Raw genomic sequence first — 17,037 nt, 5'->3', positions numbered from 1 at the left:
CTTCATTTTAGAAATCAAACGAGGTTTGTAGGTAGAAAGTACGTGGTTGTCCAACATATTTACCGCCTGTGGCATCTGATGAGCGAGTAAAATATTGCTTATCAAATACATTCTTCACACCACCACCAACTTTTAAGCCATGGAATTGCTGACCAAAGTCGTAAGCGGTACGCACAGCAAAAGTGGAGTAGCCTGGAATATCTCCGTATTTACCATCGGCCGATTCTACAGTTTGATAAATCCCCGATTCTTGGTTGCCTGGAGAATGCTGTTTCGACTGCGCGAACATATCGGCATTGACTGTCCATTGATCGACTTTATAGCCTAAACTCACATTGGCAGTATGGCGTGAATAGAATGGGAGGTCTTTGTCTTTAAAATTACCTGCTTCAGCAACGGCTTTGGTAAAAGTATAGTTGCTATAGACTTTAAATCCTTCTAGTGCATCGACTAAATGACCAAAGTCATAGGCCAGACCAAGTTCAAGCCCTTTATGGCTAGTTGCCCCTAAGTTAGTCCAATAGCCATTTTGTAATACATCGCGATCTAGAAGTAGTTCTTTATCAAAGTCTAAATAGAAGGCTGTCAATTCGGCATTAAGACCATTGCCTAAATATTTTGTCCCAATTTCATAGTTATTCGATTTCTCAGGTGAAAGACCATCTAAGGTAGAAATTGCCATACCAGTAGAGCTATTGGTGGTTGCCAATTGGTTGTATTGTTGCGGACCAAAAGAGACCCCCGCATTGGCAAAAATATTCCAATGATCTGTTGCTTTATAAAGGATAGATAAGTTAGGTAAGAACTCATCAGATTGAATTGATGGATTCACCGTATTGAGTAAAGAACCTGATTTATAGACACTAAAATTGTTATATGTATCGATAGATTCGAAACGAATACCTGGTGTAATCACCCAGCGACCTAAATCGAAGCGGTTATCAATATAGAAAGCGTGTGCTTCTGTACCACCGTTACTTGAAGTACGCGCGATGAATTTACCAGGAAGCGCATTAACCGCATATTCGGTACGATCTGCAAACTCTGAACTGTCTTCATTCATGTAGCGATAGCCGACCGTAACCTCACTTTGTGTATTGCCAATGGAATATGCACGAGAGAAACGCGGCTCAATGGCAAACACTTGATAATCGCGAGGAGCATTGTCTAAGCGTTTAATTGGTTGACCACTCTTAGTTTGATCCGTTTCTAAATTACTGGTGCGAAATGAGTCAATATAATAAGTGAGTAATTCAAAATTATTTAGCTCATCTTGATGGGTGTAGCGCAAAGACACATCCGAGCGACGACCCGCAAAATAATTGCGGGACTGATTAGATTGGTAAGGATTTTCTGCATATTGAGCCGCAGTTAAGCCTTCCGGCATTTCACCTCGACCTTCGTAATGATGCAGATTTAAAGCAATCGCATCGGCATCAGTCAATTGATAAGCCGTTTTTAACATTACATCGTCAATGTCGGTTTGGTTGTTGGCTTCGCGATAACCATTACCTTTGGTGCCTGAATACAGTAGGGCAAGACCTAAGCCATTATCCAAAGTTCCACCGACAAATAAACTTGGACTCAGTTTGGTTTGATCGGTACCCGATGCATATTCGCTAGTAAGACTCACATTACCTGCAAAATCTTGTGGAATAGCGCGTGTTGCAAAATTGATAATACCCCCTACGTTTTGTGGCCCAAAGCGTACAGAACCTGCACCACGGACTACGTCAACAGATTCGATATTGCCCAATGAAACTGGGGCAAGTGAAAGCTGCGGTTGACCATAAGGCGCAACGGATAGCGGTACACCATCAAGGAGTACCGTTGAACGTGGCGATAAGCGCGAAGTTAAACCACGCACGCCAATATTAAGTGATACGTCACTTCCACCAGTGCCGTTGTTTTCTTGAACTTGCACACCAGGAACTTGTTTGAGCGCATCTTTAATGGATGTTGCCGCAACTTCATCTAAGCGTTTACGATCAATAATGGTTCGTGCCCCAGCATGTTTTTGTACTTTTTCGGCATTGGCATTTTCTAGCCAGTTACCTTGTGCTTGAAGCTTAATGGTTTGTAAAGTACTGAGAGAAGCGTCCTCTGCATTTGCTGCAAAAGCAGTTTGAGTTACAACACAAGTCAGTACAAATTGAACCGCTAAAGTTAAAGGTGAGAGTTTATTTGGAGCAGACTGGATTAAGTGATTTGGCATACAGGGGATAGGATTTAAAATTTGACGGTATCTTATAGGGAGAATTAATTTATTTGAATAATAATGGTTATCATTAATTACCATGATTTTTTAATATTATTGTAATATTTCGATCTTAAATATGACGTAAATCAAAATAAAATAAAAAAAACCGTGTCAAGAACACGGTTTTGAGTCAGTTATTACAAATTATTTAAACTGTACAGTTCCGTTCGCATTCACAGTAATTTTAGATTCACCTGCGGCAACATCCTGCATAGGGGCTGCTTCGGCACTGGCAAATTTCGCCATACTATTTCGCATCATGATGGGTTGAGGGTAGCTGTTACTGGTATTCAAGTTCAGGTTAACTAGGTTATAGCCAGATTTATTCCATGACTGGCTGAGTAATTGTGCGCGTTGTTGGAAGTTTTTAGAGGCCTCAATCATCAGTTCATTTTCAACTTTTTTACGCTGTGCATCAGACACAGTAAAGTTGATGGATTCTGTTTGGAAGTTTTGCTGTAACTCACTGATGAGCTGACTGGCTGCTTTAAAGTCGGTACTTTCAATTTGAACTTCTGCGCGACCACGCCATTCTTTTAACTTGCGGCTGTCATTGTCATAAATTGGGTAGGTAGTTTGTGAGCCTGTTTCAACCTTGACATTCGGGTATTTACGTGAAGTCGCAATTGCCTGATTCATCAGTTGTGTGATTTGGCTCGCTAGTTCGGCAGGTTGTTTATTGCTCTTTTCGATATACAGCACAGCATGCATTTCATCATTGGAAACTTGGCGAGAAGCCTCCGCTTGAACATTTACTAAATTGTAGTTTAAAGCTTCAGTTGCTTGAGCAAAAACACTGGTGCAGGTTAGGCTACTTAAAATGAGAGAAGAAAGTACAAAATGGCGCATAATTGATGACCTTTATTTGAATATTCAGATTTATTTAATTCAGCTTATGGTAATTGTTGTTTATGGGGAATCCTCGTAGGAATTGTGGTGAGTTTGTAATTTTTTTTAGGAGAAATGAGACCTATATTTTGATATTAAAATGAATTAAATTATAGACTTAATTTTAAATTGATATGAACTTGAGTTTATAAAGGGCTTAAAACAATAAAAAGTTAAAAAAATCATATTTTCTTTCGCTTGTCACAATGTAAGATGATAATGAATGAACAGGTTAGCAGTAGATTTTTTTTCGATAAAATTAGGGCGGAAATTTGCTAAAAGTTGTTTATTTTCCTGAAAAATTCGGTATCATGCCGCACCTAGTTCTTAAATAGATACACACTGTCTAACTAGATTCTATAAAGCACCGAGTCAAAGGACCGCAAGTCACCAGACTTATTTCTTTCAACCCATATCAGAGATGGTAATTCGATATGAGCGTTTCTTCTGTAAACCCTGCCACCAATTCCACCAACGAATACTACTTGACTCGCCAAAGTCAGATGGAATCGAATGTTCGTAGCTACCCACGTAAATTACCGTTGGCGATAGCGAAAGCACAAGGTTGCTGGGTTACCGATGTTGAAGGTACAGAGTACCTTGATTGTTTAGCTGGGGCAGGTACATTGGCTTTAGGCCATAATCATCCTGCGGTCGTTCAAAGTATTCAAGATACACTGACAAGTGGCATCCCACTACATACTTTAGATTTAACAACACCTTTGAAAGATGCTTTCACAGAAGCGTTACTTTCATATCTTCCAGGTGGCAAAGAAGAGTACTGCTTACAGTTCTGTGGTCCATCTGGTGCAGATGCGACTGAAGCAGCAATTAAACTTGCGAAGACTTATACAGGCCGTAGCTCTGTAATCAGCTTCTCAGGTGGTTACCATGGTATGACTCACGGTTCTTTAGCAATGACAGGTAACTTGTCTGCTAAAAATGCTGTGAATAGTTTAATGCCAGGCGTACAGTTTATGCCGTATCCGCATGAATACCGTTGCCCACTTGGTTTAGGTGGTGAGGCTGGTGTTGATGCTTTAACTTATTTCTTTGAAAACTTCATTGAAGATGTTGAAAGTGGTGTAACTAAGCCTGCTGCGGTAATTCTTGAAGCCATTCAAGGTGAAGGCGGTGTTGTAACTGCGCCAACCAAATGGTTGAAGAAAATCCGCGAAGTGACTGAAAAGCACAACATCGTATTAATTCTTGACGAAGTTCAAGCGGGCTTTGCACGTTCAGGTAAAATGTTTGCCTTTGAACATGCGGGTATCGAGCCAGATGTTGTAGTAATGTCTAAAGCTGTAGGTGGTGGTTTACCACTTGCTGTACTTGGTATTAAACGTAAGTTTGATGCGTGGCAGCCAGCGGGTCACACGGGTACTTTCCGTGGTAACCAATTGGCAATGGGTACTGGCTTAGTGGTATTAAAAACCATTACTGAACAGAACTTGGCGCAAAATGCACAAGAACGCGGTGATTTCTTGCAAGCTGAATTGAAAAAATTAGCGCAAGAGTTCCCATGTATCGGTAACGTTCGTGGTCGTGGTTTAATGATCGGCGTTGAAATCGTTGACGAGCGTAAACCTGCGGATCATATGGGTTCTTTACCTGCTGATGGTCAATTGGCAGCAGCAATCCAAGCGGCATGTTTTGATAACAAATTATTGTTAGAAAAAGGTGGTCGTAACGGTACAGTGATTCGTTTACTTTGCCCATTAATCATCAAGCAAGAAGAATGTGTGGAAGTGATTGCTCGCTTTAAGAAAGCAGTTGCAGAAGCGCTTGTTGCTGTGCGAGGCGCTCAATAATGGTTGATTTTGCAGAACATCGTAAAGCGTTACTCTGCAATGATGCCCAATCCATTGCTGACTACGAGTCAGCAATGGAGCAAGCTACCAAGGCGGTAGCGGCATGGTTGCAAAATGACAAAATGTACACAGGCGGCAGCATTAAACAATTACGTGATGCGATTGCCTTTAACCCGACCAAAGAAGGTTTGGGTGTACAAAAGTCATTAGATCGTATGGTTGAGCTTTTCTTAAATAAAAGCTTGAAAGTACATCATCCTCATTCTTTAGCACATTTACATTGCCCAACCATGGTTGCAAGCCAAATTGCTGAAGTTTTGATTAATGCAACCAACCAATCTATGGACTCATGGGATCAAAGCCCAGCGGGTTCTTTGATGGAAGTTCAATTGATTGATTGGCTTCGTCAAAAAGTCGGTTATGGTGCAGGTCAAGCTGGTGTATTCACTTCAGGTGGGACACAGTCCAACTTGATGGGTGTGCTACTTGCGCGTGATGCTTGCATCTCGAAAAACTGGAAAGATGAAAACGGTAATCCGTGGTCTGTACAGCGCGATGGTATTCCTGCCGAAGCCATGAAGAACGTTAAAGTCATTTGTTCTGAAAATGCACACTTCTCTGTGCAAAAGAACATGGCGATGATGGGTATGGGCTTCCAGTCTGTGGTCACTGTTCCTGTAAACGAAAATGCTCAAATGGATGTAGATGCTTTGGAAAAAACCATGGCACATTTACAGTCAGAAGGCAAAATCGTTGCGTGTGTGGTTGCGACTGCAGGTACGACCGATGCGGGTGCAATTGATCCACTTAAGAAAATTCGTGAAATCACCAACAAGTTTGGCGCGTGGATGCATATCGATGCGGCTTGGGGTGGAGCACTGATTTTATCGAATGAATACCGTTCAATGTTAGATGGCATTGAATTGTCTGACTCGATTACGCTGGATTTCCATAAGCACTATTTCCAAACCATTTCTTGTGGTGCATTCTTGCTCAAAGACGAAGCGAACTATCGTTTCATGCACTACGAAGCTGAATATTTAAACTCAGCCTATGATGAAGAACATGGTGTTCCAAACCTAGTATCGAAATCTTTACAAACAACTCGTCGTTTTGATGCGTTGAAATTATGGATGACGGTTGAAGCATTAGGTGAAGAGCTTTATGGTTCAATGATCGATCACGGTGTTAAATTGACACGTGATGTTGCTGATTATATTAAAGCAACAGAAGGTCTAGAGCTTCTCGTAGAACCACAATTTGCATCAGTATTGTTCCGTGTTGTGCCACAAGACTACCCAGTAGAATTGTTGGATACATTGAACCAAAACGTTGCCGATGAGCTATTTGCTCGTGGTGAAGCAAATATTGGTGTAACCAAGGTTGGACAAGTGCAATCATTGAAAATGACGACACTCAGCCCAGTTGCAACATTAGAAAACGTGAAGAACTTGTTGTCACTAGTACTTGCTGAAGCAGACCGCATTAAAGGTCCAATTCAAGCAGGCACCTATACGCCAGCAATTGACTAATCGTTATGCTGTTCAAAAAAGCCCGGAAGTCTTCCGGGCTTTTTTATAGCTGAAATATTCCAATGCAGACAGCATTGATGCAACTCCCTGTACTTGCATAAAAGCTACAGGCGAGGTTGTTATACGGTTTTTCTAATGATGGCTTGTTCTAGCAAGCGTTAGTGCTAATGTAGGGGTGATCAGCTTACTGCAAAGCCGCTTAAGCAAAAGGCGGATGTCCTTTCCGCCTTGTTCATCGAGTCAAGTCAGTTAAGGCTTAACTGGCATGCGGGAAATTATAGTTTTTGTTTTTAATCATAAAATGATTCTGTTCCTTAATTTTTTTCAGAACAATGTAAGATTTAATATGACCAATAAAACTATAAGTAAGTAAACGTTCAGTGACAAAATGAGAAAGCTGCTCCAAATTCTCAGCAACGACTTTAAGAATAAAATCTGCATCGCCACTGATGGAAAAAGCATCTTGAATATTGTCTTCGGCCTCGATTAACTCTTGAAAAGCCTGTTGCGACTTGGCTTCGTGAGTTCTGAGATTGATATGGATCATGGCGGTGACCTCAAATCCGAGCGCCTGTTGCTGGATTCTTGCCGCATATCCCAATATCACACCTTTTTGTTCAAGCAATTGTCGTCTTCTTGAGCACTGTGATGCCGATAAGCCGATTTGATCTCCAATCTCCTGATTGGTGAGTCGACCATTTTTTTGTAGTGCCTGTATGATTTGCCAGTCAAACTTATCCATTGCATAAAATCCTTTTGTGATACACAAATCTTGTATTTTTATTCGAATCCGTTTCCATTATGCACGAAATTTAGCACGTAAATGAAATATTATTTTTCTAAGTAATAAAAATTTGTCTCAAAGGATAGAGCAATGTTTATAGAAATCGGTGAGTTTTTAAATTTACGTTTAAAGCAAATGGGAATCCAGCATCTTTTTGGTGTCCCTGGTGATTTTAACCTATCTTATCTCGAACAAGTCGAAGCGGATTCAGAACTCGAATTTATTGGAAACTGTAATGAACTGAATGCAGCCTATGCTGCAGATGGTTATGCACGCATCAATGGTTTTGCTGCATTGGCGACGACCTATGGTGTGGGTGATTTAAGTGCCATTAATGGTATTGCAGGCGCTTATGCCGAGAATGTGCCATTGGTTCATATTTCAGGGATTCCACCCTTGCATGCGGTACAAAAGGGAATTCTGGTACACCACACTCTAGTGGATGGCAACTATGACAACATTATGAACTGTATGAAAGAGTTCACGGTTGCACAAACCCGTTTAACACCAGCAAATGCAGCATTTGAAATTGATCGAGTGCTACGACAGTGTTTCCTAGACCGTCGTCCTGTGCACATCCAGTTAGCTTCAGATATTACGCATGTCAAAATTGAAGTGGATGAACAACCACTAGATTTAAGTTATCCATCCGTTGATCCTGATGTGCTGCAAAGTGCTGTGAGTCGCTTATGTGAAGTGCTTGCACGTGCTAAAAAACCAGCTTTATTAATTGATAATGAAGCTTCGGTATTTGGTGTAACTTCTTTGCTGAATGATTTATCGCAAAAATGTTCAATTCCATTTGCCAGTATGTCGACTGCCAAAAATATTATGGATGAAGGTTCAGCACGCTATGTGGGGACTTATGTGGGTGGGGCAAGCCAAGCGCATGTAAAAAATACGATTGAGCAATCAGATTGCTTAATCGGGGTTGGGGTGCGTTTTACCGATGTTGGTACAGCAGTATTTACCCATAAAATTGCCACTGAAAACTACATTGAAATTAAACCCTATGGCTTGAATATTTTTGGACAAGACTATCCGGGTATTGAAATTGGTCAACTACTGGTTGAATTAAATAAAAAAGTTGCTGCACGTAAAGCACCTAGTTCAGTTGTAGAAAAACCATTACACAGCAGTGTCAAGGACGTTCCAGAGCAACAAAAACTGAGCCAAGATGTACTTTGGCAGTCTATAGCGGGCTTTTTGAAAGAAGATGATGTGATTATTGGTGAAGTTGGCACATCAAATTCAGCATTATCGGGCTTAAAGCTGCCTGCAACGGCCAAATATATTTCCCAGCCACTTTGGGGTTCAATCGGTTATACCTTGCCTGCGTTATTGGGCAGTTCACTGGCTGCACCAGAGCGTCGCCAAATTTTATTCATTGGTGATGGTTCATTCCAATTGACCGTACAAGAATTGTCGACCATTATTCGCCATGGTTTAAAGCCCATCATTTTCTTGCTCAATAACGGTGGTTATACCATTGAACGCCTGATTATGGGAGAAAATGCAGCCTATAACGATATTCAAAATTGGAATTATACTGCGATTCCTAGTGTGTTTAATGGGGGACAAGACCATAGCACTTATGTGGTAGAAACAGTGGGTCAACTCAAAACAGTTTTAGACAATGTAGAGCAAAATCAGGGTTTAACCTTTGTAGAACTCAAACTCCCTGCAATGGATGCTCCAGCCAGTTTGAAAAAATTTGCTGAAGTGATTGCACGTTTTGATTATGGAGATCGAGCGTTTGATTTGTTAAAGGAGCGTACTCAACCAGTTGCTTGTCAGAATGTTAGCTCATTCTGAATAGAGGACAGGACGGTCTTCTCTAAAAATAGGAATAATATTTAGGTCAGCTTATGCCCGAGGTGCGATTATTGTACTTCGGGTAGGCTGCTGCAAAAAAGTGTACAGGACGTCACACAACATCGGAGATTAGATTATGGATGAAAATAATCAGCATGTACTGAAACAAGGACTATCCAACCGGCATATTCAACTTATTGCACTGGGCGGTGCTATCGGAACCGGTTTATTTTTAGGTCTTTCACAAACGATTAAACTGGCTGGACCATCAATTTTATTGGGGTATGCCATTGCCGGGATTATAGCCTTTTTAATCATGCGCCAATTGGGCGAAATGGTGGTTGAAGAGCCTGTGAGTGGCTCATTTAGTTATTTTGCCAATAAATACTGGGGTAAAATGGCTGGATTCATGTCGGGTTGGAATTACTGGGTGCTCTATGTACTGGTCAGTATGGCTGAATTGAGTGCCATTGGTACGTTTATTCAGTTTTGGTGGCCGGAAATTCCAACATGGCTAACGGCATTATTTTTCTTTATTTTAATTAATGCCATTAACTTAGTGAATGTGCGATTCTTTGGTGAAACTGAATTTGTCTTCTCCTGTATTAAGATTGTTGCCATCTTAAGTATGATCGGCTTTGGTGCTTATCTTTTATTTTCAGGTAATGCAGGTCCGCAAGCGGGTATTGCCAATTTATGGCAACATGGTGGCTTTTTCCCACATGGTATTCACGGATTTGTCATGGCGCTTGCGGTGATTATGTTCGCGTTTGGTGGCTTAGAGCTGATTGGTATTACTGCGGCAGAAACCAAAAATCCTGAAACGACCATCCCTAAAGCAGTGAATCAGATTGTTTACCGTATTTTGATTTTTTATATCGGGGCCATTGGTATTTTGCTGTGTCTATTTCCATGGAATATGGTGGCAGAAGGTGGTAGCCCATTCGTACTCATTTTCCAGTCATTGAATAGTAATGGTGTAGCAAATGTCTTGAACTTTGTGGTGCTGATTGCCGCGATCTCGGTATACAACAGTTGTATTTATTGTAATAGTCGTATGTTACACGGCTTAGCCGAACAAGGTAATGCCCCTGCATTTTTGAAAAAAGTAAATGCTCGTGGTATCCCAATGCCAGCAGCAATTGTTTCGGCATCTATTACAGCCATCTGTGTTTTGGTGAATTACTTGATTCCTGGGCAAGCTTTTCAGCTCTTCATGATGTTGGTTGTTGCAGCCTTGGTTATTAACTGGTTGATGATTTCAGTGACCCATCTGAAATTTAACAAAGCCATGAAATTACAAAAGCGTCTTACCAAATTCCAAAGTATTTGGACACCTTGGAGTAACTATCTCACCATTGGTTTTGTCTGCTTTATTTTAATTATCATGTTCTTAACTCCTGACATGCGACTGGCCGTGATTTTAGGTCCAATCTGGATGGCTGTTTTGGCATTGATGTATTTCTTCAAATATCGTAAGAAAATAGAGGTCTTGCCAGAAGTGCAATCAAACTGATAACAGATTGCGACTCATGCAGGGATTGCTCGACGAAAGTTGAGCAATCCTTTTTTATCTTTAACAAGCTCGCATTTGAGATGCTGGAGTTGTCATGTGCAGTCTAGCGTGATGGATTGAGATGTCATAAACATTTCACTAAGAAGAATGTGGAATGCTTCAAAATTCAATTGATGCAGCGCAAATAAGCATTAAAAAATGACATTCAGATGAATTGTTACACTTTACATATTGGAATGAAATAATAAAAGTAAGATTATAATTAATGTTACATACTGAATTTAAAAGAATTTTAAATAAATCATCACTCAAGCATCAAATATCATAAAAGCGTCATATTGCTGTAACTTATTTGTCATATTTTAAAATCAAAATGCACATATCGAAAAAAGTACAAAACTGAATAAAAAAAGTGGCGTACTCCAAATTGCATACATATTAAGAGAGATGAGCATGCGCTTAAACCACATCGCACTTGCATTGGCAGTAACAGGGGCAGTTGTAACCACAACTGCAAATGCAGCACGTGACACAATCCAAATTGCGGGTTCTTCTACAGTACTTCCATATGCAAGTATCGTAGCAGAAGAGTTTGGTAATACCTTCCCACAATACAAAACTCCAGTAGTGGGTTCTGGTGGTACTTCTGGCGGTTTAAAGCAATTCTGTGCGGGTGTGGGCGACAATACAATTGATGTTGCAAATGCCTCTCGTAAAATTAAAGATTCTGAATTAGCAGCGTGTAAAAAAGCGGGCGTAAACAAGATTCAAGAAATCAAAATTGGTTATGACGGTATTGTATTTGCATCGAATTCAAACAAAGCGGCTTATAAATTAAAGCCATACCATGTATTCGCTGCTTTGGCTGAAAAATTACCATCAAATGGTAAATTGGTGCCAAACCCATATACACGTTGGAATCAAATTGATAAATCACTTCCAAACGAAGCAATCACTTTAGTGATTCCAGCATCTAACCACGGTACACGTGAAGTGTTCCAAGAGAAAATGGTTGAAGCGGGTTGCGAAGCTTACGATTACTTCAAGAAGTTAGATAAAGATGCTCAGAAGAAAGCATGCTCAACTTTCCGTAAAGACGGTAAAGTTATTGAAATTGCGGGTGACTATACTGAAACATTGGCGCGTTTGAAAACTTCTCCAAATGCAGTCGGTGTATTCGGTTTAGGTTTCTATGATCAAAATCGTGACAAGTTACGCGTTGCAACAGTAAACAACGTTGCACCTTCTGAGAAAACAATTTTGAATGGTTCGTACCCAGTTTCACGTCCATTGTTCTTCTACGTGAAAGGTGAGCACCTTCAGTCAATCAAAGGCTTACAGCAATACACAGAATATTTCTTAAGCAAGAAAGTATCTGGTAAAGGCTCTAAATTGGAAAAAGCAGGCTTGATCTCTATGTCAGACAAAGAGCGTGCAAAAATCCTTGCTGATTTTAAAGCAGGCAAAGCGGTTAAGTAATTCGGTGAATTAGGCAAATGGTGGGATCTCCCACCATTGGCTTTTTGTACTTAGTGAGTTTTTTCAAAGAATGAAAATTGAAAAAACGGTGGAGAATACATGAATCTGCTACTTATAGGCGTGTTACTGGCGTTAATTGCGATAGCCTACCAAATTGGTCTCGCAAAAAGTCGTAACTTAGCAGGTAAGGGAAATAACTCAGCAATGTTGCATTCGCGCCCAGGTTATTATGGGGCATTGGTTGCGCTGTGGTGTGGTATCCCTGCTTTTTTAATTTTGATTGTTTGGAATATTGTTGAGCCAAATATTCTGCGTCACATTGTGATGAACAATGTTCCTGCAAATGTGTTGAGTGGTTTAGACGCTGCAGGTGTTGAAGTACTTCTAGATCGTGTACAAGCAATTGCATCAGGTTTTGGCGTGAGTGATCAAGCTGCTCCATATGAAATTGCGGCTGCACAACAATTGGCAAAAGTTGAAAGTATTGGTTCTTTTGCAAAATTAGCCGTGGTAATTTCTGCCGCTTTAGCCGGTTTGGTCTGGGCAAAAAGACATGTACAAGGGCAGTATCGTGCTCGTAACCAAGTAGAAAAAATCATTAATATCGGTTTGGCATTGTGTTCGGGTGTGGCAATTCTGACAACGGTTGGTATTGTCATGTCGATGTTTACTGAAGCCATGCATTTCTTCCGTTTTGTCAGTCCAATGGATTTCTTCTTTGGTACCGAATGGAACCCAGGGTTTAGTACTTCAGGCAATGCAGAAGGTAGTTATGGTTTGCTCCCATTAATTTGGGGAACCTTGATGGTCAGTGGTATTGCACTACTGGTTGCTGTACCTTTAGGTCTTATGATTGCCATTTACTTGGCTGAATATGCATCTTCAGGCTTCCGCTCTTGGGCTAAACCAGCCATTGAAGTACTCGCAGGTATTCCAACCATTGTTTATGGTGTATTTGCGATGATGATCATTGGTCCATTTTTTAGAATGCTTGGTGAACAAGTCGGCATCAATATCAATGCGACCAGTGCGCTGACGGCTGGATTCGTGATGGGTATCATGATTATTCCATTCGTATCCTCACTATCAGATGACATTATTACTCAAGTGCCTCGTGCATTACGCGACGGTTCATTAGGATTAGGTGCGACCAAGTCGGAAACGATTCGTCAGGTAGTTTTACCAGCAGCTTTACCTGGGATCACTGGAGCTTTTTTGCTAGCCGTGTCGCGTGCTGTGGGTGAAACCATGATTGTGGTACTTGCGGCAGGAAACAGCCCATTGCTTCATGCCAATCCACTCGAAGCCGTATCAACAGTGACAGTAACGATTGTGAAGCAATTAACAGGGGATACAGATTTCGCTAGCCCTCAAGCATTGGTTGCCTTTGCACTGGGTCTGACTTTATTTGTAATCACTTTGGGTTTGAACATTATTGCACTGTACATCGTGCGTAAATATCGCGAGCAATACGAATGAGCACATCGAATTCCTCTCCTATGGATCAATCATTTGATTCACAAGCTGCGGCTGAATTGCGTGAAAAACGTAAAAAGATTATTGAAAACTCATTGGCTAAGCGTCATCGCAAGGAAAAAACCTTCCGGATTTTCGGCTTGACAGCAGTAATCTCTGGCTTGTTCTTCGTGGTTTTATTGTTCGGCAGCATTTTGGCAAAAGGTTTACCGGCTTTTTGGCAAACCAGTATTTCTGTTCCAGTCTATTTTGATCCTAGCATCATTAATGCTGGGCCAAAACCTGTACAACGTGCAGGAGAGTCTCCAGCACAGTTTCAAGAGCGTTATGTCGCTTGGCAAACTGAAATGGGGATGGTGGATTGGGATGCACTCATCGTGAATGGCATGATCAAACAAGATCCGTCTCTGGCAGCTCAACGTGACGAACTGACCAGTATTTATACTGATTCAGAATCTTACCGTTTACGTGATATGGTGTTTGCTAATCCATCTTTGGTGGGTAAAACTGAAGAAATTAAAATTCTGACCGAAGCAAATGTGGATGTATGGCTAGCTGGGAATATTGATCGAGATCTTCCAGATGACCAACAGCAATTAAGTCCTGAAGTTCGTCAGTTGGCTGATTCTATGGAAGCCAAAGGAATTATTGAAAATACGTTCAATACCAATATTTTCACTAATCCAGATTCAAGAAGTGCGCCAGCTACCTCTGGTTTGGCTGGTGCGTTTATGGGCTCCTTGTTCATGATGTTAATCGTGATCTTCATTTCAATTCCAATTGGTGTGGCTTCTGCAATCTATCTTGAAGAGTTTGCACCAAAGAATGTGCTTACGGACATTATTGAAGTCAATATTAACAACCTGGCGGCAGTTCCTTCCATTGTGTTTGGTTTGTTAGGTGCAGCGATCTTTATTGGTTGGATGCAATTACCACTTTCTGCACCATTGGTGGGTGGTTTGGTACTCAGTTTAATGACTTTACCAACAGTAATCATTACCACGCGAGCTTCATTAAAAGCAGTGCCACCATCAATTCGTCAAGCTGCATTAGGTTTAGGTGCATCTCGTATTCAAACCGTATTCCATCATGTTTTACCTTTGGCTTTACCAGGGATTATGACGGGTTCAATTATTGGTGTAGCGCATGCATTAGGTGAAACTGCACCGTTATTGTTGATTGGTATGAGTGCCTTTGTTGCCAGTATTCCAAGTACACCATTAGATCAAGCCACGGCATTACCTGTACAAGTTTATTTATGGCAGGGTAATGAATTACGTAACTTCTTTGAAGGACGTACTGCGGCAGCCATTATCGTACTCCTTGCACTTATGATTGGTTTAAACAGTCTAGCAATTTGGTTACGTAAGAAATTTGAAGTCCGCTGGTAATTGAGGGCAATATATGAATACTGTAGTAAATAACTCTTTAGAGCAGGACACATCAGTGAATCCAGAACAGCAACAATTTACATCTTCTGAAGCTGATCAAAAGCGTCAAACATCATTTATTTCTCAGTTTGATACGCAAGCATCTGCAAAAAAAGAAAGTCAAACGGCTCAAGTTAAACTGAGTACTTCTGATGTCCATGTCTATTATGGTGAAGCTGAAGCGATTAAAGGGATCGATTTAGAAATCTACCAAAATGAAGTGATTGCATTCATTGGACCATCAGGTTGTGGTAAATCAACCTTCTTGCGTACTTTAAACCGCATGAATGACACGATCGATTCTTGTCGTGTCACGGGTAAAGTGATGCTTGATAATCAAGACATTTACGATCCAAATTTAGACGTGGTGTTGTTACGTGCCCAAGTTGGTATGGTATTCCAAAAACCAAACCCATTCCCTAAATCAATTTTTGATAATGTGGCGTATGGGCCAAAGTTACATGGTTTGGCGCGTGACAAATATGATTTAGAAGAAATTGTAGAAAATAGTTTGCGTAAAGCTGGTCTTTGGGATGAAGTTAAAGACCGATTGAACCAACCGGGTACAGGTTTGTCAGGTGGTCAGCAACAACGTTTGTGTATTGCGCGTACCATTGCGGTAAGCCCAGAAGTTATTCTGATGGATGAACCGTGTTCGGCACTCGATCCAATTGCGACTGCAAAAGTAGAAGAATTAATTTCAGAACTTTCGAATCAGTATACGATTGCGATTGTTACGCACTCCATGCAGCAAGCCGCACGTGTTTCTGATCGTACCGCTTACTTCCATTTAGGTGATCTCATTGAAGTGAACTCGACAGAAAAAGTCTTTACTCAACCTGATCATCAGCTGACAGAAGCTTATATTACCGGTCGCTTTGGTTAAGTGAAGAAAAACAGCAAAACCGCAAATTTAAATTTGCGGTTTTTTTATTCCAGCGTGAGGTGGATATATACAATCAATTGCACTGTATTTTTTGCCGATTGAATATTGCGATATTCTTGCAAAATCCATATTGAATTTTCGGAATAAAAGCCCCATCTTATAGTCAGTCTAAACAAAATTGAGAATTACTTACATATGTTATTTCAATTGCCTAAGTTGCCTGCGGAAATACGAGTTAGTCACTTAAATGCACGCGTAAATGAACAAAGAAAAAAAATCGCGCAAACCACAGCTTCTAAATTAGAATTATTGCAATTGAGCCAGCAGCTTGCTAAAGAAGCCCGCGTGCGCAAAAAAAATAATCAAAAAGTTTATGTATTGGACTTTAAAGGGGATACCGCAGCTTCTGCTGTCGATAATATTCGTGAAGAAATTACCCTGATTTTAGCAACGGCGAAAGCGGGGCGTGATCGTGTGGTGGTACGTCTAGAAAGCCCTGGTGGTATGGTGCATGGCTATGGCTTGGCGGCAGCCCAATTGGTTCGTCTACGTGATGCAGGCTTTCATTTAACCATCTGTGTAGATAAAGTCGCTGCCAGTGGGGGTTATATGATGGCTTGTATTGCCAGTGAAATTATTTCTGCACCATTCGCTGTGGTTGGCTCTATTGGCGTTGTGGCACAAGTGCCAAACTTTAATCGTTTATTGAAGGAACACCACGTCGATTTTGAATTGTACACCGCTGGGCAGTTCAAACGCACGGTGACCATGTTTGGTGAAAATACGCCTGAAGGTAAAGCCAAATTTGAAGAAGAATTGCAACAGACACATGAGCTGTTTAAGCATTTTGTCGAAAAATATCGTCCACAACTCAATATGGAGAAAGTGGCTACAGGCGAACACTGGTATGGTCGTGATGCCTTGGATTTGAATTTGGTGGATAAGCTACAAACCTCGGATGAGTATTTACTGGGCTTATTACCGCAACATGATGTCTATGTAATTCAAACCCGTCGCAAACCGACTTTGGGCGAGAAAATTGGCCTACAAGCTGCGCAAATTGTAGATTCGATTGTGCCTGTGGTGATGAATAAGGTGATGGAAAGCTTATCTAGTGCAAATAGTAACTTGGTGCAAATGCGTGATCCAAAGCTTTAAAT

General features: G+C 40.9%; 12 protein-coding genes. 9 read left to right on the top strand and 3 right to left on the bottom strand.

What is annotated here, in order from left to right; genetic code table 11:
* Positions 1–7: 7 nt before the first annotated feature.
* Entirely contained in the window at positions 8–2,215 is a 2,208-nt protein-coding gene (locus ACX17N_RS00815) for a TonB-dependent receptor family protein (protein WP_458890694.1), read from the bottom strand.
* 189 nt (positions 2,216–2,404) lie between these two features.
* Entirely contained in the window at positions 2,405–3,109 is a 705-nt protein-coding gene (locus ACX17N_RS00810) for an SIMPL domain-containing protein (RefSeq protein WP_458890693.1), read from the bottom strand.
* Between the two features lie 473 nt (positions 3,110–3,582).
* Between ACX17N_RS00810 and ACX17N_RS00805 the strand changes: the two genes are divergently transcribed.
* Together ACX17N_RS00805 and ACX17N_RS00800 are read left to right on the top strand one after the other, a co-directional pair.
* Positions 3,583–4,959 carry a diaminobutyrate--2-oxoglutarate transaminase gene (locus ACX17N_RS00805; RefSeq protein WP_458890692.1) on the top strand — a complete coding sequence of 459 codons (1,377 nt, stop codon included), beginning with the start codon at positions 3,583–3,585 and terminating at the stop codon, positions 4,957–4,959.
* Complete coding sequence (locus ACX17N_RS00800; protein WP_458890691.1) at positions 4,959–6,491, top strand: pyridoxal phosphate-dependent decarboxylase family protein; 1,533 nt, start codon at positions 4,959–4,961, stop codon at positions 6,489–6,491. Before ACX17N_RS00805 ends, ACX17N_RS00800 begins: the two co-directional genes overlap by 1 nt.
* 256 nt (positions 6,492–6,747) lie before the next feature.
* On the opposite strand, the gene ACX17N_RS00795 is transcribed toward ACX17N_RS00800, so the two are convergent.
* Complete coding sequence (locus ACX17N_RS00795) at positions 6,748–7,233, bottom strand: Lrp/AsnC family transcriptional regulator (RefSeq protein WP_458890690.1); 486 nt, start codon at positions 7,231–7,233, stop codon at positions 6,748–6,750.
* Between the two features lie 132 nt (positions 7,234–7,365).
* Here ACX17N_RS00795 and ACX17N_RS00790 point away from each other — a divergent pair, with 132 nt between their 5' ends.
* The 7 genes from ACX17N_RS00790 to sohB all read left to right on the top strand — a co-directional run bounded on the left by ACX17N_RS00790 (position 7,366) and on the right by sohB (position 17,035).
* On the top strand, positions 7,366–9,090 hold the full coding sequence (locus ACX17N_RS00790) for an alpha-keto acid decarboxylase family protein (protein ID WP_458890689.1): 1,725 nt from the start codon (positions 7,366–7,368) through the stop codon (positions 9,088–9,090).
* Between the two features lie 136 nt (positions 9,091–9,226).
* Positions 9,227–10,606 carry an amino acid permease gene (locus ACX17N_RS00785; protein WP_458890688.1) on the top strand — a complete coding sequence of 460 codons (1,380 nt, stop codon included), beginning with the start codon at positions 9,227–9,229 and terminating at the stop codon, positions 10,604–10,606.
* 453 nt (positions 10,607–11,059) lie between these two features.
* A complete protein-coding gene (locus ACX17N_RS00780) occupies positions 11,060–12,085 on the top strand; it encodes a substrate-binding domain-containing protein (RefSeq protein WP_458890687.1) in 1,026 nt (341 codons plus the stop codon).
* A gap of 99 nt (positions 12,086–12,184) precedes the next feature.
* Positions 12,185–13,564 carry a phosphate ABC transporter permease subunit PstC gene (pstC, locus tag ACX17N_RS00775; RefSeq protein WP_458890686.1) on the top strand — a complete coding sequence of 460 codons (1,380 nt, stop codon included), beginning with the start codon at positions 12,185–12,187 and terminating at the stop codon, positions 13,562–13,564.
* On the top strand, positions 13,561–14,952 hold the full coding sequence (pstA, locus tag ACX17N_RS00770) for a phosphate ABC transporter permease PstA (RefSeq protein WP_458890685.1): 1,392 nt from the start codon (positions 13,561–13,563) through the stop codon (positions 14,950–14,952). Before pstC ends, pstA begins: the two co-directional genes overlap by 4 nt.
* Positions 14,953–14,965: 13 nt before the next feature.
* A complete protein-coding gene (gene pstB / locus ACX17N_RS00765) occupies positions 14,966–15,877 on the top strand; it encodes a phosphate ABC transporter ATP-binding protein PstB (RefSeq protein WP_458890684.1) in 912 nt (303 codons plus the stop codon).
* Positions 15,878–16,072: 195 nt separating this feature from the next.
* The gene (sohB, locus tag ACX17N_RS00760; protein ID WP_458890683.1) at positions 16,073–17,035 is read left to right on the top strand and encodes a protease SohB; all 963 of its coding nucleotides are present in this window, start codon (positions 16,073–16,075) and stop codon (positions 17,033–17,035) included.
* The last annotated feature ends 2 nt before the right edge of the window (positions 17,036–17,037 follow it).

The organism is Acinetobacter sp. GXMZU3951, from assembly GCF_054457875.1.
The sequence above is the reverse complement of the archived record's forward strand: the minus strand, read 5'-3'. Positions and strand labels throughout refer to the sequence as shown.